This is a genomic window from Novosphingobium sp. 550D (genome assembly GCF_057401885.1).
On record NZ_CM171613.1, the window covers coordinates 3554576 to 3569914 of the forward strand.

17 protein-coding genes and 2 tRNA genes are annotated in these 15339 nt (G+C 61.8%); 6 read left to right on the plus strand and 13 right to left on the minus strand.

Annotated features, from left to right (window positions below; translation table 11 throughout):
* Positions 1-157: 157 nt before the first annotated feature.
* Positions 158-1561 (minus strand): adenosylhomocysteinase, encoded by a 1404-nt coding sequence (ahcY, locus tag AC2S2E_RS16850; protein ID WP_476104727.1) that lies wholly within the window; start codon positions 1559-1561, stop codon positions 158-160.
* A 290-nt stretch (positions 1562-1851) separates the two neighbouring features.
* Here ahcY and AC2S2E_RS16855 point away from each other — a divergent pair, with 290 nt between their 5' ends.
* On the plus strand, positions 1852-2331 hold the full coding sequence (locus AC2S2E_RS16855) for a peroxiredoxin (RefSeq protein WP_476104726.1): 480 nt from the start codon (positions 1852-1854) through the stop codon (positions 2329-2331).
* Between the two features lie 71 nt (positions 2332-2402).
* Here the strand turns inward: AC2S2E_RS16855 and AC2S2E_RS16860 are convergent, their stop codons facing one another.
* From AC2S2E_RS16860 to AC2S2E_RS16890, 7 genes are all read right to left on the minus strand, one after another.
* Positions 2403-3146 (minus strand): ParA family protein, encoded by a 744-nt coding sequence (locus tag AC2S2E_RS16860; RefSeq protein WP_486523149.1) that lies wholly within the window; start codon positions 3144-3146, stop codon positions 2403-2405.
* A 126-nt stretch (positions 3147-3272) separates the two neighbouring features.
* The gene (locus AC2S2E_RS16865) at positions 3273-4070 is read right to left on the minus strand and encodes a right-handed parallel beta-helix repeat-containing protein (protein WP_486523150.1); all 798 of its coding nucleotides are present in this window, start codon (positions 4068-4070) and stop codon (positions 3273-3275) included.
* An 84-nt stretch (positions 4071-4154) separates the two neighbouring features.
* On the minus strand, positions 4155-5078 hold the full coding sequence (locus AC2S2E_RS16870; RefSeq protein WP_486523151.1) for an alpha/beta hydrolase family protein: 924 nt from the start codon (positions 5076-5078) through the stop codon (positions 4155-4157).
* Positions 5079-5122: 44 nt separating this feature from the next.
* A complete protein-coding gene (gene folE, locus AC2S2E_RS16875; protein WP_476104720.1) occupies positions 5123-5740 on the minus strand; it encodes a GTP cyclohydrolase I FolE in 618 nt (205 codons plus the stop codon).
* A gap of 229 nt (positions 5741-5969) precedes the next feature.
* Positions 5970-6046: transfer RNA gene (locus AC2S2E_RS16880), tRNA-Arg, on the minus strand.
* 57 nt (positions 6047-6103) lie between these two features.
* Positions 6104-6180, minus strand: a tRNA-Arg gene (locus tag AC2S2E_RS16885).
* 65 nt (positions 6181-6245) lie between these two features.
* Positions 6246-6665 carry a (deoxy)nucleoside triphosphate pyrophosphohydrolase gene (locus tag AC2S2E_RS16890; protein WP_486523152.1) on the minus strand — a complete coding sequence of 140 codons (420 nt, stop codon included), beginning with the start codon at positions 6663-6665 and terminating at the stop codon, positions 6246-6248.
* A 110-nt stretch (positions 6666-6775) separates the two neighbouring features.
* Here AC2S2E_RS16890 and AC2S2E_RS16895 point away from each other — a divergent pair, with 110 nt between their 5' ends.
* The 3 genes from AC2S2E_RS16895 to AC2S2E_RS16905 all read left to right on the plus strand — a co-directional run bounded on the left by AC2S2E_RS16895 (position 6776) and on the right by AC2S2E_RS16905 (position 7772).
* The gene (locus tag AC2S2E_RS16895) at positions 6776-6973 is read left to right on the plus strand and encodes a Flp family type IVb pilin (RefSeq protein WP_476104718.1); all 198 of its coding nucleotides are present in this window, start codon (positions 6776-6778) and stop codon (positions 6971-6973) included.
* Positions 6974-7205: 232 nt separating this feature from the next.
* A complete protein-coding gene (locus AC2S2E_RS16900) occupies positions 7206-7388 on the plus strand; it encodes a Flp family type IVb pilin (RefSeq protein WP_476104717.1) in 183 nt (60 codons plus the stop codon).
* A 201-nt stretch (positions 7389-7589) separates the two neighbouring features.
* Positions 7590-7772, plus strand: coding sequence for a Flp family type IVb pilin (locus tag AC2S2E_RS16905; RefSeq protein ID WP_486523153.1), 183 nt, complete (start codon positions 7590-7592; stop codon positions 7770-7772).
* Positions 7773-7883: 111 nt separating this feature from the next.
* Here AC2S2E_RS16905 and AC2S2E_RS16910 read toward each other — a convergent pair whose 3' ends face one another.
* From AC2S2E_RS16910 to AC2S2E_RS16925, 4 genes are read right to left on the minus strand one after another with little or no spacing between them, the layout of a single operon-like run.
* Positions 7884-8831, minus strand: a complete 948-nt coding sequence (locus AC2S2E_RS16910; RefSeq protein ID WP_486523154.1) for an acetyl-CoA carboxylase carboxyltransferase subunit alpha — start codon at positions 8829-8831, stop codon at positions 7884-7886.
* 49 nt (positions 8832-8880) lie between these two features.
* Entirely contained in the window at positions 8881-9738 is an 858-nt protein-coding gene (locus AC2S2E_RS16915; RefSeq protein WP_486524641.1) for a tyrosine recombinase, read from the minus strand.
* A 38-nt stretch (positions 9739-9776) separates the two neighbouring features.
* The gene (locus tag AC2S2E_RS16920) at positions 9777-11681 is read right to left on the minus strand and encodes a hypothetical protein (protein WP_486523155.1); all 1905 of its coding nucleotides are present in this window, start codon (positions 11679-11681) and stop codon (positions 9777-9779) included.
* A complete protein-coding gene (locus AC2S2E_RS16925; RefSeq protein ID WP_486523156.1) occupies positions 11678-11833 on the minus strand; it encodes a hypothetical protein in 156 nt (51 codons plus the stop codon). The genes AC2S2E_RS16920 and AC2S2E_RS16925 overlap by 4 nt, the downstream gene beginning before the upstream one ends.
* Positions 11834-11992: 159 nt before the next feature.
* Between AC2S2E_RS16925 and AC2S2E_RS16930 the strand changes: the two genes are divergently transcribed.
* Positions 11993-12655, plus strand: a complete 663-nt coding sequence (locus tag AC2S2E_RS16930) for a shikimate kinase (RefSeq protein WP_476104708.1) — start codon at positions 11993-11995, stop codon at positions 12653-12655.
* 7 nt (positions 12656-12662) lie between these two features.
* Positions 12663-13769, plus strand: coding sequence for a 3-dehydroquinate synthase (aroB, locus tag AC2S2E_RS16935; RefSeq protein WP_476104707.1), 1107 nt, complete (start codon positions 12663-12665; stop codon positions 13767-13769).
* 203 nt (positions 13770-13972) lie between these two features.
* On the opposite strand, the gene gorA is transcribed toward aroB, so the two are convergent.
* Entirely contained in the window at positions 13973-15319 is a 1347-nt protein-coding gene (gene gorA, locus AC2S2E_RS16940; RefSeq protein WP_486523157.1) for a glutathione-disulfide reductase, read from the minus strand.
* Positions 15320-15339: the final 20 nt, after the last annotated feature.

The window sequence follows — 15339 nt, forward strand, 5'->3', positions numbered from 1 at the left end:
AACCTAACGCTGCCTCCATAACTCAACGCAGACATTATCGGGATTGTTAAGGGCCCCCGCCCTTAACCCGCCGGAGGCAAAAACCCTGTCAAAAAACAAAAACGCCCCGCAAAGGATCTCTCCCCCGCGAGGCGTTTCTACAATCAATCCCAAAGGATCAATAGCGGTAGTGATCCGCCTTGAACGGCCCGGCCTGCGGCACGCCGATATAATCGGCCTGCTTCTGGCTGAGCTGGGTCAGCTTCACGCCCAGCTTTTCGAGGTGCAGCGCGGCGACCTTTTCGTCGAGATGCTTGGGCAGGACGTAAACGTCGTTCTTGTACTGGTCGGCCTTGGTGAACAGCTCGATCTGGGCCAGCGTCTGGTTGGTGAACGATGCGCTCATCACGAAGGACGGGTGGCCGGTGGCGCAGCCAAGGTTCACCAGACGGCCCTTGGCCAGAATGATGATCTGCTTGCCATCGGGGAAGGTGACCAGGTCGGTGCCGGGCTTCACTTCGGTCCACTGATAGTTCGACAGGGCCGAAATCTGAATTTCGCTGTCAAAGTGGCCGATGTTGCACACGATCGACATGGGCTTCATCGCGGCCATGTGGTCGGCGGTGATGACGTCTTCATTGCCGGTGCAGGTCACGAAGATGTCGGCGCGCTTGACGGCTTCTTCCATCGTGACGACTTCATAACCTTCCATCGCAGCCTGAAGCGCGCAGATGGGGTCGATTTCGGTTACCATCACGCGGGCGCCGCCATTGCGCAGCGATGCCGCCGAACCCTTGCCCACGTCACCGAAACCGGCAACGCAAGCGACCTTGCCGGCCAGCATCACGTCGGTGGCGCGACGGATCGCGTCAACCAGCGATTCCTTGCAGCCATAGAGGTTGTCGAACTTCGACTTGGTCACGCTGTCGTTCACGTTGATCGCGGGGAACGGCAACTTGCCCTGCTTGGCCAGCGCATAGAGGCGGTGAACGCCGGTGGTGGTTTCTTCCGAAACGCCCTTGATGGCCTTGACCGTGGCGGTCAGATAGCCCGGCTTGGCCTTGAGGAAGTTCTTGAGCGCGCGGACAAATTCGATTTCTTCGGCATTCGACGGCTCGAACAGTTCTTCGCCCGCCTCAACGCGCGCGCCCCACAGCGCGAACATCGTGGCGTCGCCGCCATCGTCCAGAATCATGTTGCAGGGTTCATCACCCCAGTCGAAAATGCGACCCACATAGTCCCAATATTCGGCCAGGCTTTCGCCCTTGACGGCAAACACGGGGATGTTCTGCGCGGCAATGGCGGCCGCGGCGTGGTCCTGCGTCGAGAAGATGTTGCAGGTGGCCCAGCGCACATCCGCGCCCAAAGCAACCAGCGTTTCGATCAGCACGGCGGTCTGGATCGTCATGTGCAGCGAACCGGTGATCCGCGCGCCCTTGAGCGGTTGGGCCGCGCCATATTCGGCGCGCAGAGCCATCAGGCCGGGCATTTCGGTTTCGGCAATGGCGATTTCCGCGCGGCCAAAATCGGCAAGGCCGATATCGGCGATCACATAGTCCTTCTGGGCTTCCAGCGTGGTCACGAGAGGGCTCCTCAACGAGAGAGTGTCAACAATTCGGGCGCCGCATGGACGCCATCATGGTCGCCCTTTAGCCCAGCGGCACCGCGCGCGCAATGAATATAAAGCTTCCTTTATATCCCTTGCCCAACGATCACGGATTAACACCTGCACCACCCACGGTCATGTGCTCCATTTGCGATAAATTCGCACCTCCATGACAAAGCCCGGTTGCGACTGCGAAAGGGCGGCCTATATCTGACACAGACAGGAGGCGGCTTTCCTAACGCGCCGCCCCGTATAAGGAGAAAGCCATGACCATCGCCCCCGGCGAAAGCCTGCCCGACGTCAAGCTCGTCAAGTCGACCGATTCCGAGCGCGAACCCGTTCAGACCGCCGAATATTTTAAGGGCAAGAAGGCCGTTGTCTTCTCGGTGCCCGGCGCTTTCACGCCGACCTGCTCGGCCAAGCACCTGCCCGGCTTCGTGGAAAAGGCTGCTGAACTCAAGGCAGCCGGCGTGGACGAAATCGTGTGCACCGCCGTCAACGACCCGTTCGTGATGGGCGTGTGGGGCGCGCAAAAGGGCAGCGCCGACGTCACCATGCTGGCCGACGGCAATGGCGATTTTGCCGAAGCTCTGGGTCTGACCATGGACGGTTCGGGCTTTGGCCTTGGCAAGCGTGGTCAGCGTTTCGCGCTGGTCGTCAATGACGGCGTCGTCGAAAAGGTTTTCGTCGAAGGTCCGGGCGAATTCAAGGTGTCTAGCGCCGAATACGTGCTGGAAAACCTCTGATTTTCCGCTGATCCCCGGATCGGCAAAACAAGCCCCGGTGCCCATGCGGTGCCGGGGTTTTGTTTTGCCCATTATGCGGCCGCTTCGTCCTGCAACTTGACCTCAATCGCGCGCCACAGCCGATCCAGCGCGCGGGCCGGTTCGCAATTGGGCGCAAATGTTCCGATCGGCGCGCGGCGGAATGCCGTCTGTTCAATCATGCTGGCCATGGGGATCACCGGGAAAGGCGCCATCTTGCCCTCTCTCGCGGCGCGATGGCCTTTGCGCCGGGCATCATACATGGACAGGACGGGCAAGAGCGGCGGGTGCCGCCCATTTTCCTTAACCAAATCGCGCCGCAACAAATCCAGCGCCCGCGCCGCCAGAGGTGATGCGGGCAAGGGCACGATCAGCACGTCGGCCGCCGACAGGATCTGCTCGCTGACCTCATTCTGCATGGGCGGGCAATCAAGGATGATGCGCGAAAATTCCCGCCGCAGCGGCCATGTCAGTTGGGCCAGCCGCTTCTTCTGACCCAACCGGGCCAAATGCACCGGCAGGCTGCGCAGACTGTCATCGGCGCGCAGCAGCGAGAGGCCATGATAGGGTGTCGGCTCGATTAACTGCTCCGGGCGCCCCTCACGCTGGAACAGGCTGGCCGCACGCATCCTCGGCACCTCCTCCATGCCCAGCAGGAACCCGGCCCCACCTTGCACGTCCAAATCCCACAACAGCGTGCGATGCCCACCCAAAGCGGCCGAGCGCCAGGCCAGATCGACCGCCAGTGTCGTCTTTCCCACGCCGCCTTTGGAACTGTAAACCGCAATGACCGCCATGCTTCCCGCGCCAGAATTCGCTAAGCCCACAAGCCTTGGGGCTAATCCATTGCACGGTGGCGAGCAGGCGCAAGGGCTGAATCCCGATTGGCCCAAAATGGGATCGAGTTCAGCCCAAATGCTAAATCAATATTGCGACATCAAGATGGGCGTATCACCACTGGTCATCGAATTATTGCCAAAGGACCGTGACGCCCCGCCCGATTGCAGGTCCATCGACTTGACACTGCCCAGCATGTTGTTGTCGGCCATGATCGCGTCATTGCCCGTGCCCACCACACGCACGCCCGATTCACTATTGGAAAGAAACAGGGTGCGATAGATTTTGGCATGGGCCATACCATCGGTGCTGGACACCAGAACGCCGACCGGATTGTTGAAAATCACCGAGTCATTGATCGTCACACGGCAATTTGTCGTCGAATAGATATAGACTCCGGCCGCCACGCTGTTGGCCGATGCACAATCCTTGATCGAAACGTGGTTGAGCAGAACATCGGCTGCCCTTAAAATCTTGACGCCGGTACCATAGGTGATGCCGCGGGCGGGCGCTGCGCATTCAATTGCCACATTGTCCACAACGACCTGGCCCGTGGATGGCGTATTGATGGTCAAAGAGGTGATCATCGTCATCTGGCCATATTCGGAACGGATGGTCATGCTGCGGTCGATAGTGGCCGCGCCGTAATAACCGCTATCCATCACAAAGACCGTGCCACCGGTGGATGTTTGACGAAGGGCGTAGGCAAGCGTGGCACATGGCGCCGTCCCGCTGCACGACCCGCTGTCCACGCCATAGACCGATATCCATGTCTGGTCGATCAGCGCGTATGCGGGCGACGTTGGCAGAATTCCGGCCAGAAGGATGGCGAGAATCTTACCCCCCCATCCTTTGACCCATGTCGCAATAAGCGTTCGATCCATAGTTTGCATGAAGCAAAGGATGCGGAAATCATTAACCCTCGTCGAAGGGAACTCCGTTCAATTTCGAATCAATTCCGCGTCGAATCAACCTTTGCCGCGCAAATATGGGGTCAGGAAGCGGATCACCCGCGCCTCCAGATCGACGCGATGGTCCGACCAGCTGTGATCGGTCACGACATGTCCGGTTTGCACCTTTGTCCCACCCGCCTTGCGGATCGCGGCAACCAAAGGCGCAACATGGCCCGCAAGGCCATCTTCGGAAGTCAGCACAAGCAAAGGCTTATTGGCCAAAGCTGGCGCCGTGCCGGTGAAATCATAGTCCGCAGTATGTGCGCCCAATTCATCCGACAAGGCCTGCGGCGATGTTCCGGCCAGCGTTTCCATATTCTCGGACATCATTTTGACGCGCGGCCCCGGCGCCATCTGACCAATCGCCCCGAAATTGGCGGCAGAAATCAGCCCCAGCGCCACCAGCCCCCTATCCTGCGCCCCGGCCATGGCCGTCACCCATCCGCCCATGCTGTGGCCGACAACCGCCATGTGCGCAGTGTCGATGCCCAAGGCCTTGGCATGGGCCGGATCGCGCAGATAGGCCAGCACTGCCTCCAGATCCTGCGGGTTCTGACCAAAGCGGAACGTGCCGGGGCTGCCCCATGATCCGCGATAATTGAAAGTGATCGCGTGCCACCCCGCCCGGCGCAACGCCTGCGCCAGATCGAGGTTCTTTTCATTGCCGGGAAAACCGTGGCAAATCACGACCGTCGGACGCGGCGCGGCGCCAGAGGCCAGATAGGCCACGCCATTGATCTCTACCCCGCCCGATGGCCCGCCCGATGGAATGTGCAAAACCTCCATCCGCGCCGGATGGGCCGCATCACGCGGCGGATCGGCATAGATGGCGACGGGCAGGCTTGCCTTGCTGACAGCCGCCCCGGCTTGGGCCGAAGTCAGAGGAACAGCGGCAAGAGCGCAAAGCATAGCGCGGCGGGCAAAGGCTTGGAATTTCATAACCCCACCTTTTCACCCCGCACGCGCCGGGTCAACAAAACCGATCAATAGCCCATCAGGCTGAGCACTTCCTTGCGGCTGCGCGGATCGGACAGGAACACGCCCATCATGCGGCTGGTCACCATGCCCACGCCCGGCGTCTTTACGCCGCGCCCGGTCATACAGCCATGCTGTGCCTCAACCACCACGGCCACGCCCACCGGGTCCAGATTGTCCCAGATGCACTGCGCGACTTCCGCGGTCAGGCGCTCCTGAATCTGCAAACGACGGGCATAGCCATGCAGCACGCGCGCCAGCTTTGAAATGCCCACCACGCGTTCACGCGGCAAATAGGCGATGCTGGCCTTGCCGGTGATCGGGGCCATGTGGTGTTCGCAATGGCTCTGGAACGGAATGTCTTTGAGCAGGACAATCTCGTTATAACCGCCCACTTCCTCGAACGTGCGCGAAAGATGGGCGGCGGGATCCTCGTCGTAACCATGGCAATATTCTTTCCACGCGCGGGCGACACGCGCGGGCGTGTCGATCAGCCCTTCGCGCTGCGGATCATCGCCAGACCAGCGAATCAGCGTGCGAATCGCTTCCTGAACTTCCTGAGGCACCGGCAGCTTGCCGTCATCCGCATCATCATGCGGGTCGAAATGGTCGCTGATCACGTTCATCCTGCGCTACTCCATCATGCGGGCCAATCGGACCGACGGGGCGTCAAGGAAATCCTCTCGCGGCGTCGTCAGCCATTGTCAGGGCCAGCATGGTTTACGGGTCTTTTATCGACCGCTTCTGGGCGCCGCTTTCGGCCGTTCTCTCGGCCAAAGCAAGAACAATTGTCATTTTGGAGGAAACATGCCCGATGGGGCAAAAGGCGACCATGTCGCAAACCCATGGACAAATTGGCGCACCCGGAACGATTCGAACGTCCGACCCTCAGATTCGTAGTCTGATGCTCTATCCAGCTGAGCTACGGGTGCGCAATTTGGCACAGGACCCAACAACCAAAAGGCTGTCCATTCCACCTGTAAGAGGAATGGCGCACCCGGAACGATTCGAACGTCCGACCCTCAGATTCGTAGTCTGATGCTCTATCCAGCTGAGCTACGGGTGCGTTGGAGCCGCGCCTCTAAGGGGCATTCACCAGCTTGGCAAGCAGAAAAATGCAGCGCGCAAAAACTAATTTTCACAAGGCCCATTTCCGGCCGCGATCCAGCGCAAAAGCGCCTGTGCCAGAGGAACGTCGAGCGGAGGCATGGAAAGCGCCATCAGATCGCCTTGCGCAATCCATTCAAAATGCTGGCCTTCCCGCGCCTCCGGTTCGCCGCGCCAGATGTGCGCAGCATAAAGCAGCAGGAGAACGCGCCGCCCCGATCCATTCTCGGCAAAGCTGACAGGGTAGAGGGCATCGGCATCCAACCCCACACCCAATTCCTCCTCCATCTCGCGCAGGGCGGCATCGACAGCCCCCTCGCCCGGATCAATCTTGCCGCCGGGAAATTCCCAAAGGCCGCCATGCTCCTTCCCTTCCGGGCGGCGCTGCATCAATATGCGCCCATCCTTATTTAACAGCGCCACGGCCACCACCGGCAAAATCATCCTATTCCCTTTGTCCATTCATCCGAAAACCTAATTATACAGCGTTCAAGAGCTTATTAACTCCGCATCGGGCACAATAGCGTCGTAATGCAATTGGGCAGGCGGGAAATATGTCTATTCCAAAAATCCTGGCCCGGCTCATTCGGGACGAACGCGGGCTTGCCGCGGTCGAATATGCATTGCTTTGCGGCCTTATCGTCATCGCCATGGTCGCCTCGCTCAGCGGAATGGCCAATGCCATTGGCGTAACGTGGAACAACGTCAGCTCCCAGACCGAAACCGCCGTCCAGCAGGCCACTGGAAGCTGATTCGACCTTAACGTCCGATTCGCCACACATTTTGCCGCGTCGCCCACCCGCCATTCGCAAAATGCAAAGCGGAGCGGTGTCCTGACACCCCATGAATCGGCCCATCCGTATTATCCACGAGCGACTCGGTCGCGCTGACGGATTGTTAAGACATCTCCACTAGGAAGAGGTTCACCGCCGGGCTGAGACGGGAAAACTGGCAGGGCGGAAAGACTGCTACAGGAGACTGACCATGAAGTTCATCAACAAGCTGATCCGCGACGAAGCTGGTGCGACCGCCATCGAATATGGCCTGATTGCTGCTCTGATCGCCGTTGCTGCCATCACCGCCATGAACGGCCTGGGCAACCAGCTCAAGAGCACGTTCAACACGACCTCGTCGCAGATGTCGACGGCCAACGCTGCTGCTGCCTAATTCGCCAGCGCGTTAAGGTTAAGGAACGGGGCGGCGGGGAAACCTGCCGCCCCTTCTTTTTGCCCGGCCGGACCATGCGCCCATTGGGCATCTTAAGGTTAATATCAGTTAATCAATATATTATAGTCGCATAATCAAAAGGTTCACTGTATCTATCCATTGTCGGCAAGGGGGTTTGTCCGACACCAACGGAGATCAAACATGAAGTCCCTGAACAAGCTGATCCGCGACGAAGCCGGCGCCACCGCCATTGAATATGGTCTGATTGCCGCGCTGATCGCCGTTGCCGCCATCACCGCGATGAATGGCCTGGGCAATCAGCTTAAGAGCACCTTCAACACCACCTCGTCGCAGATGTCGACCGCCAACGCTGCGGCCAACTGATCCGGGGCGCTGCTGGCACGGGCGCCATCCGCCCGCGCCATCGGCACAACAAAAAGGGCGCAGCGACCATCCGCGCTGCGCCCTTTTTGTGTAATCGAACGATAGGGCACCTTATTCGGCGCCAATCGCCAGAAAACGCTCTTCGCGCATGGCCAGCAACTGCTTGGCATCCAGCTTGAGCAGCTTGTCCAATTCCTCGCCAATCGCCTTGCCCAGCGCCTTGGCCGCGGCATCGGGATCACGATGGGCGCCGCCGATGGGTTCGGGCACAATGCGATCAATGACCTTGAGGCCAAGCAGATCCTGCGCCGTCACCTTCATCGCTTCGGCCGCATCCGCCGCCTTTTCGGCGGTGCGCCACAGGATCGAGGCGCAACCTTCGGGCGAAATCACCGAATAGACCGCATGCTCCAGCATCAGCACACGTTCGGCGCTGGCCAGAGCGACCGCGCCGCCCGAACCGCCCTCGCCCACGATCACGGCCACCATCGGCACGCGAAGGGCAAGGCAGGCCTCGGTCGAACGGGCAATGGCTTCGGCCTGACCGCGTTCTTCGGCCTCAACCCCCGGAAACGCGCCCGACGTATCCACCAGCGTCACGACCGGCAAACCAAACCGCCCCGCCAGTTCCATCAGGCGAATCGCCTTGCGATAGCCTTCGGGCTTGCCCATGCCGAAATTGTGCTTGATGCGCGTGGCGGTGTCGTGGCCCTTTTCATGGCCGATCAACATCACCTTGCGCCCGTTCAACGTGGCAAAGCCGCCAATGATCGCCTGATCTTCGCCATACAGACGGTCACCGCCCAGCGGCACGAAATCGGTGAAGATCTTTTCGACGTAATCGACGAAATGCGGGCGCATCGGATGGCGCGCCACCTGCGTCTTCTGCCAAGGCGTCAGCGCCTTGTACGTGCTGGCCAGCAGGTCGGCGCTCTTGCGCTCCAGCCTGCCGATCTCGGCGGAGATGTCGAGGTCGCCCTCCACCGCCGTTGCGCGCAATTCCTTGATGCGGGCGTCAAGCGCCGCCACCGGCTTTTCAAATTCGAGATAGGAAACCATGGGGCAAGGCCCTAGTGCGATGCGCGGGATTGGGCAAGCCTTTCGGCCTTCAATGAACCGCCTTGGTCGCCAAAGGGTGGCGTTGGTTCACCAAATCGACCAGACGCGCGGCATCGACATGGGTATAGATCTGGGTCGTGCCAATGTCGGCATGGCCCAAAAGTGTCTGAACCACGCGCAAATCCGCCCCGCCTTCCAACAGATGCGTGGCAAAGGCATGGCGCAGCACATGCGGGCTGAGCCGCGTCGGGTCCAGCCCCGCCCTCGCCCCCAAGGCCCGCAGCAGTTGAAACAGGCGCACCCGCGTCAGATGCCCGTCCTTGCCGGTCGAGGGAAAGAGGAAACGCGAATCCCGGCCTGCCCCCCGCAATGCGATCCATCGCCGCAAAACCTGCGTCGCGCGCGCGCTGATCGGCACCATGCGCTGCGCTCCGCCCTTGCCCGTGATGGTCAGGAAAGGCGCATCACGCGGCACCGCATTGATCGGCAAAGACACCAGTTCCGTCGCGCGCAACCCCGAACCATAGAGCAATTCCAGACAGGCCAGCGTCCGCAACGGCTCCCGCTTATCGCCCGCCGCTTCCTCCTCGGCCCGACCGAACAGGGCGGCGATGTCATCATGCCCCAGAATGCGCGGCAAGGGACGCTGCTGCGCCACGCGCGGCAAGGCCGGGCTGGGATCATCCTCGCGCCAGCCCTCGTCGATCAGGAAGCCGTAGAATTGCCGCAAGGCCGAGGATTTGCGCGCCACGCTGGCCGGGGACAAATGCCCCCATGTCGCGGCCAATCGCTCCAACGCGGCCACATCGGCCCCCTCCAGATCGCCCAGCACATCTTCGGCCCCGCGCAAATCGCGTTCATAGGCCGCCAGCGTATTGGCCGCCGCGCCGCGCTCCGCCGCCAGCATCGCCAGAAAGGCCGCGACCGCCGCGCTGGGCGGTTTCCTCACCCGCGCGCCACCGCTTCGGCGGCGATCATGCGGGCTTCGGCCCCCAGGCCCACACGGTTAAGCGCCGAGATGATGTGATAAAGATAGCGCGGCGTCATCTTGGCCCAGCTATCCCCCTGCATCCCCAAACCGGCCAGCAATGCGACCAGCGTGGCATTGTTCACATTGGCCGCGCCATCAATCGTGCCGGTCCAGCGCGTATTGCCCGCCACGCTGGCATTCACCTTGCCCAGCAACGAATCGCGATCGCCGTCCTTGATCCGGCCAAGACCCGACAAAGCCGCGATCAACAAGGCGCTGCGATGCTGGCCATCGGATTTGTCATTGCCGATAAAGCTTTCCACCGCGCCCGAATCGACCTCGCCGCCCATGGGCAGGCCAACCGCCAATTGCGCCCAGCCCGCCGAGCCGACCTCGACGACCGGCCGCCACAGCGCCGCATTGCCATCCAGCCCCGCCGACAGCATCGAGGCCAGCAAATCGCCCGACTGTCCGCTCAAATCCGCCGAGGGGGCCAGCCGCGCCGCCGCATAGGCGGTCAGCACCATGCGCGCATAGCGCGCCATCGGGCTGGATGAACCATCCCACAATTGCTGGATCGCGGCCATCCGGTCCGCAGGCGTCACCCCGACATAGGCGTCGCGCAGCAAAAGCGCACGCTCCGCCGGGCCGCCGGTGATGTCATCATTGTTGTAGATCTGGCTGTAGAGATCGACCATTGCCGCGCCCGACAACACGCCCATCGCGCCCGCCACATCGGCCGCATCCGCACGCAGGCCCAAGCCCGCCATCGGCGAAAGCGCCGTCATCGTCGCGTAAATCGGCCCCGATTTGGCCAACAGCGTTTCGGGCGGCGCCAAACCCACGGCCAGCGTCAACCCATGGCGCATCGGGGTCAGATCGTCGATATTGTCCCACTCGATCTTGACCGCCCGCGCGCGCGCGCCGCCCACGGCCCCGGCATATTTCTGCGCCAGTTCCATGTCGATGCCGGTCAAGACCTTGCTCTTGCCCAGCCGGTCCAGTTCCGATTGGCCGGTCGAGGTGGCCCCGCCATAGGTCTGGCAAATGCTGCGCATCACCATCCATGACGCATCATCGCGCGCTGAATAGTTCAACTGCATCACCGGGCAGAAGCCGGTGAAATCGCCCGTCGCAATATAGGCATCCATCGCCGCTTGCGTCAGCGTGGGATCATAATTGCCCGGATCGACATCCTGCACCAAGGCGCGCGCCGCCACGCCCTCGCCCATGCGCAGCAGAAGCGCGGCGCGCAGTGCGGCAAATTCGGTGGGCGCCATTTCCGCCGGAGCATCCAGACGCGAGGCCAGAGCGCGGCGCACCAGAATATGCCCCCAACGCGACACCATTTGCCCCATATTGCCCGACAGGACCGCACGGACCAGTCCGACATTCTGACCTGCCAGCGATTCGGGGGCCATGCCGCCCTCGCCCGTGTCGAGCAGGCCGACCTGTTTCACCGCGCGCTGCGCGCCGGGGGGAATGTCATATTTGGGGATCAGGCCCAACAGGCGATCCAGCTTGTCAGGCGGCAAAGCGATCAGTTGTTCAAAGGACGTGATGCCGTCGGGCAGGACCACCGGCCCCACCGCCGTTGCCGCACCAATCGCGCCCAACCCTGATGGGGTTTCCACAACCGGCTGCGCCGCAATCGTGGGTTCGGGCGTGGGCGAGGCTGATACCGGGCGTCCCGGCGCGGCCACAGGCGCGGCGGCACGGGTGGGACGCGCCGCAGGACGATCAAATCCGGGGGGCAGCAGCGATTCCGGCCCGTTCTGTGCCACGGCCGCCCCGGCACCCAACGCCGCCAGCGTCAGCCCGCCCGCACCCAGCAAAGTTACAGCACCGCGCGACAGGATGCTTTTGGAAACCACTTTCATCGACCTACCTGTCCGTTCACGCCGACCTGTCTGGCCGATAGTTCCACCGCCTGTTCGTGCATCTGCACCGGCCCGCCCTTGATCCATGCCGCAATCAGAACGCCCCCCGCCAGCAAAATCGCCAGCAGGAGCCACCACCCCCAATGGGCCATGGACCGTGCCATAGACCTTGATTGCGTCACCCTGCTTTTGCCGCCATCGCGCCGGATCGTGACAGTCAAATCCAAAATCCTCGAAATAACGGCCCATAATGCGACCTGCATCATGCCATGCTTGCGCCGCCGGTTAGCAAAAGTATAGGCAACCCGGCAATGGATGAAGATCACACTCTTTCCGAAAGCGCAGCAGAGGCCGCTCATCTGGCCGCGGTTCTGGCGCATATCGACCGCCCCATCGTTTTGGTGGGCATGATGGGCGTGGGCAAGACCAGCCTTGGGCGGCGCCTGGCCGCCTTGCTGAATGTGCCATTTGTCGATGCCGATGACGAAATCGAGAAGGCGGCCCATATGCCGATTCCCGATATTTTCGCCACTTACGGCGAGGCTTTCTTTCGCGAGGGCGAACGCCGGGTGATCGCCCGCCTGCTGGGCGAAAACACGCCGGGCGATGCGGCCAGCGGTTTGAAGCTGCCCCATGCGGGCAATGGCAAGGCGGGGTTGAAGGTTTTGTCCACTGGCGGCGGGGCCTTTGTGAATGATGCCACGCGTGAACTGATTCTGGCGCGCGGGATTGCGGTGTGGCTGGACGCGGAACTCGATACTCTGGTCGATCGCACGGCGCGCAAGGGCAACCGGCCTTTGCTGAAAACCGGCAACCCGCGTGAAATTCTCTCCAATCTCAAATCGTCGCGCGAACCTTTCTATTCGCAGGCCCCGATCAAAGTGATGAGCGGCAATGTGCCCCATTCGCGCACTTTGGCCAGCCTGATGGTCTCGCTGGACGAATGGCTTAATGCCCATGGCGCGAAAGGCTGATTGAACGATGCCGATTATTCCTGTCGATATTGCCGGACGCCCCTATGAAGTGCGCGTCGGCGCCGGGCTGATTGCCAATCTGGCGCAGGAAGCGGGAGCGCGTTTGCGCAAGCCCGTCGTGCCGATCGTTACCGATGCGAATGTCCATGGCGCATGGGGCGCGGCGGTCGATGCCTCGCTGGAGCGCGCGGGCAAGAAGGCCGCGTGGCATGTCCTGCCCGCGGGTGAAAGCACCAAGAGCTGGGCCAATCTGGTGGCGGTGGTCGATGGGCTGCTGGCGCTGGAGGTGGAGCGGGGTGACCATATTATCGCGCTGGGCGGCGGGGTGATCGGGGATCTGACAGGGTTCGCCGCCTCTATGCTGAAACGCGGGTGCCATTTCATTCAGGTTCCGACCAGCCTTTTGGCGCAGGTCGATTCGAGCGTGGGCGGCAAGACCGCCATCAACACGCCTGCGGGCAAGAATCTGGTCGGCGCATTTCATCAGCCCTCGCTGGTGCTGGCCGATCTCGATGCACTGGAAACGCTGCCTCGCCGCGAATTGGCCGCAGGTTATGCCGAGGTGGTGAAATACGGGCTGATCAACGACCCGGAATTTTTCGCGTGGTGTGAAGCCAATGGCGAGGCCATGCTCTCGGGCGACCGGGCGGCGCGCGAATATGCGGTGGCCTATTCGGTGGCCGCCAAGGCGCGCATTGTGGCGCAGGATGAGTTTGAAACCACGGGCCTGCGCGCGCTGCTCAACCTTGGCCACACGTTCGGCCATGCGCTGGAGGCCGAAACCGGTTTTTCCGACCGCTTGCTGCACGGCGAGGCGGTGGCGCTGGGCTGCGTGTTGGCGGCGCGGTTTTCGGCGCGGCGGGGGCTGATGGACGCGGATGAGGCAGCGCGCGTTGCCGCCCATATCGCTGCCGTGGGCCTGCCTGCGGATGTGCGGGCGCTGGGGCTGAATGTATCGGGGGCGCAATTGGCGGCCCATATGCTGCATGACAAAAAGGTCGATGCGGGGCGCTTGGCGTTTCTGTTGATGCGCGGGATCGGCGGGACGTTTTTGACCAAGGATGTGACCTTGGCGGAAGTTTCGGCGTTTTTGGCGGAAGAATTGGAAGGGTGAAAATGCGAAGGTCATAACCCTCGCGCTCCCATTACTGTCATTGTCGCGCACTACCCAACCGTGAGCGCCAGATGGGAGCGCCGCAGACAATAACAGCTTCCGGCGGGGCCTCCTTCCGCAAGGTTGAACCCGTAGCGCAACAAAGACAGTATCGGGGAGCCACGAGGGGCTAGCCCCTCGTGATATAAACCCTTCCCCGCTTCTTACCGCATCAACACCAATTCCTCGGCCATCGAGGGGTGCAAAGCCACCGTATCGTCGAAATCGGCCTTGGTCAGACCCGCTTTCACGGCAATTGCCACGGCTTGCAAGATCTCGGGCGCATCCGGCCCGATCATGTGAACGCCGATGACCTTGTCGGTCGCCGTATCCACAATCAGCTTGTAAAAGCCACGCTCCGCCCGCGTGGCGAACATGTTCTTCATCGGGCGGAAATCGCTGGTGTAGATCTTGATGTCGTGCCCCGCCGCGCGCGCCGCCGCCTCGGTCATGCCGACGCCGGCCAAGGGCGGCTGGCTGAACACCGCGCTGGGGATATGGTCATAGGCGATGGTGCGGGGCTTGCCGCCGAAGACGGTGTCGGCAAAGGCATGGCCTTCGCGGATGGCCACGGGGGTCAATTGCACCCGGTCGGTCACATCGCCCACGGCATAGATCGAGGGGCAGGAGGTGGCGTTATATTCGTCCACTGGAATCTGGCCATTCTTGCCCAGTTCCACCCCGGCGTTTTCCAGCCCCAGCCCCGGCGTCTTGGGCTTGCGCCCGGTGGCGACTAGCACCACGTCCGCCTCAATCGGCAGGAAACCCTTGGTGTTGACGCAGAGCGAGCCGTCCGACTGCTTAATGATGCTTTCAATCGGCGCGTTGAAACGGAATTCCACGCCCCGCGCCCGCATCATGGTCAACAGGCGGTCGGTCAGGCTTTCGTCATAGCTGCGCAGGATCTTGTCCGAACGGTTCACCACCGTGACATGCGCGCCCAGAGCGTTGAAGATGCCCGCAAATTCCAGCGCGATATAGCCCGCGCCCTGAATCACCACGCGCTTGGGAAAGCTCTCCAGATGGAACACTTCATTGCTGGTGATCGCGTGTTCATTGCCCGGGAATTCGGGCATCACCGGCCAAGCGCCCACGGCCACCAGAATGTATTTGGCGCTGATCTCGCGCCCCGATGCCAGCCGCACCGTGTTCGGCCCGGCGATGGTGGCGCGTTCGTGGAAATGATCGACCTTGTTGTTGTCCAGCGTGGACGTATAGGCCCGCTCCAACCGATCGACATCGCTGGCGACGAAATCGCGGAGAGCCGCCCAGTCAAAGCTCTTTTCGCCCAGCGTCCAGCCAAGCTTTGCCGTATCGTGCAGTTCCTCGGCAAACTGGCTGGCGTAAACCAGCAGTTTCTTGGGCACGCAGCCGCGGATAACGCAGGTGCCGCCCACGCGAAACTCCTCGGCCACGGCAACGCGTGCGCCGTGGCCCGCCGCGATCCTGCTGGCGCGCACGCCCCCCGACCCGGCGCCAATCACAAACAGGTCGTAGTCAAATTCGGCCATCGTCTAACTCCACCGGGGGG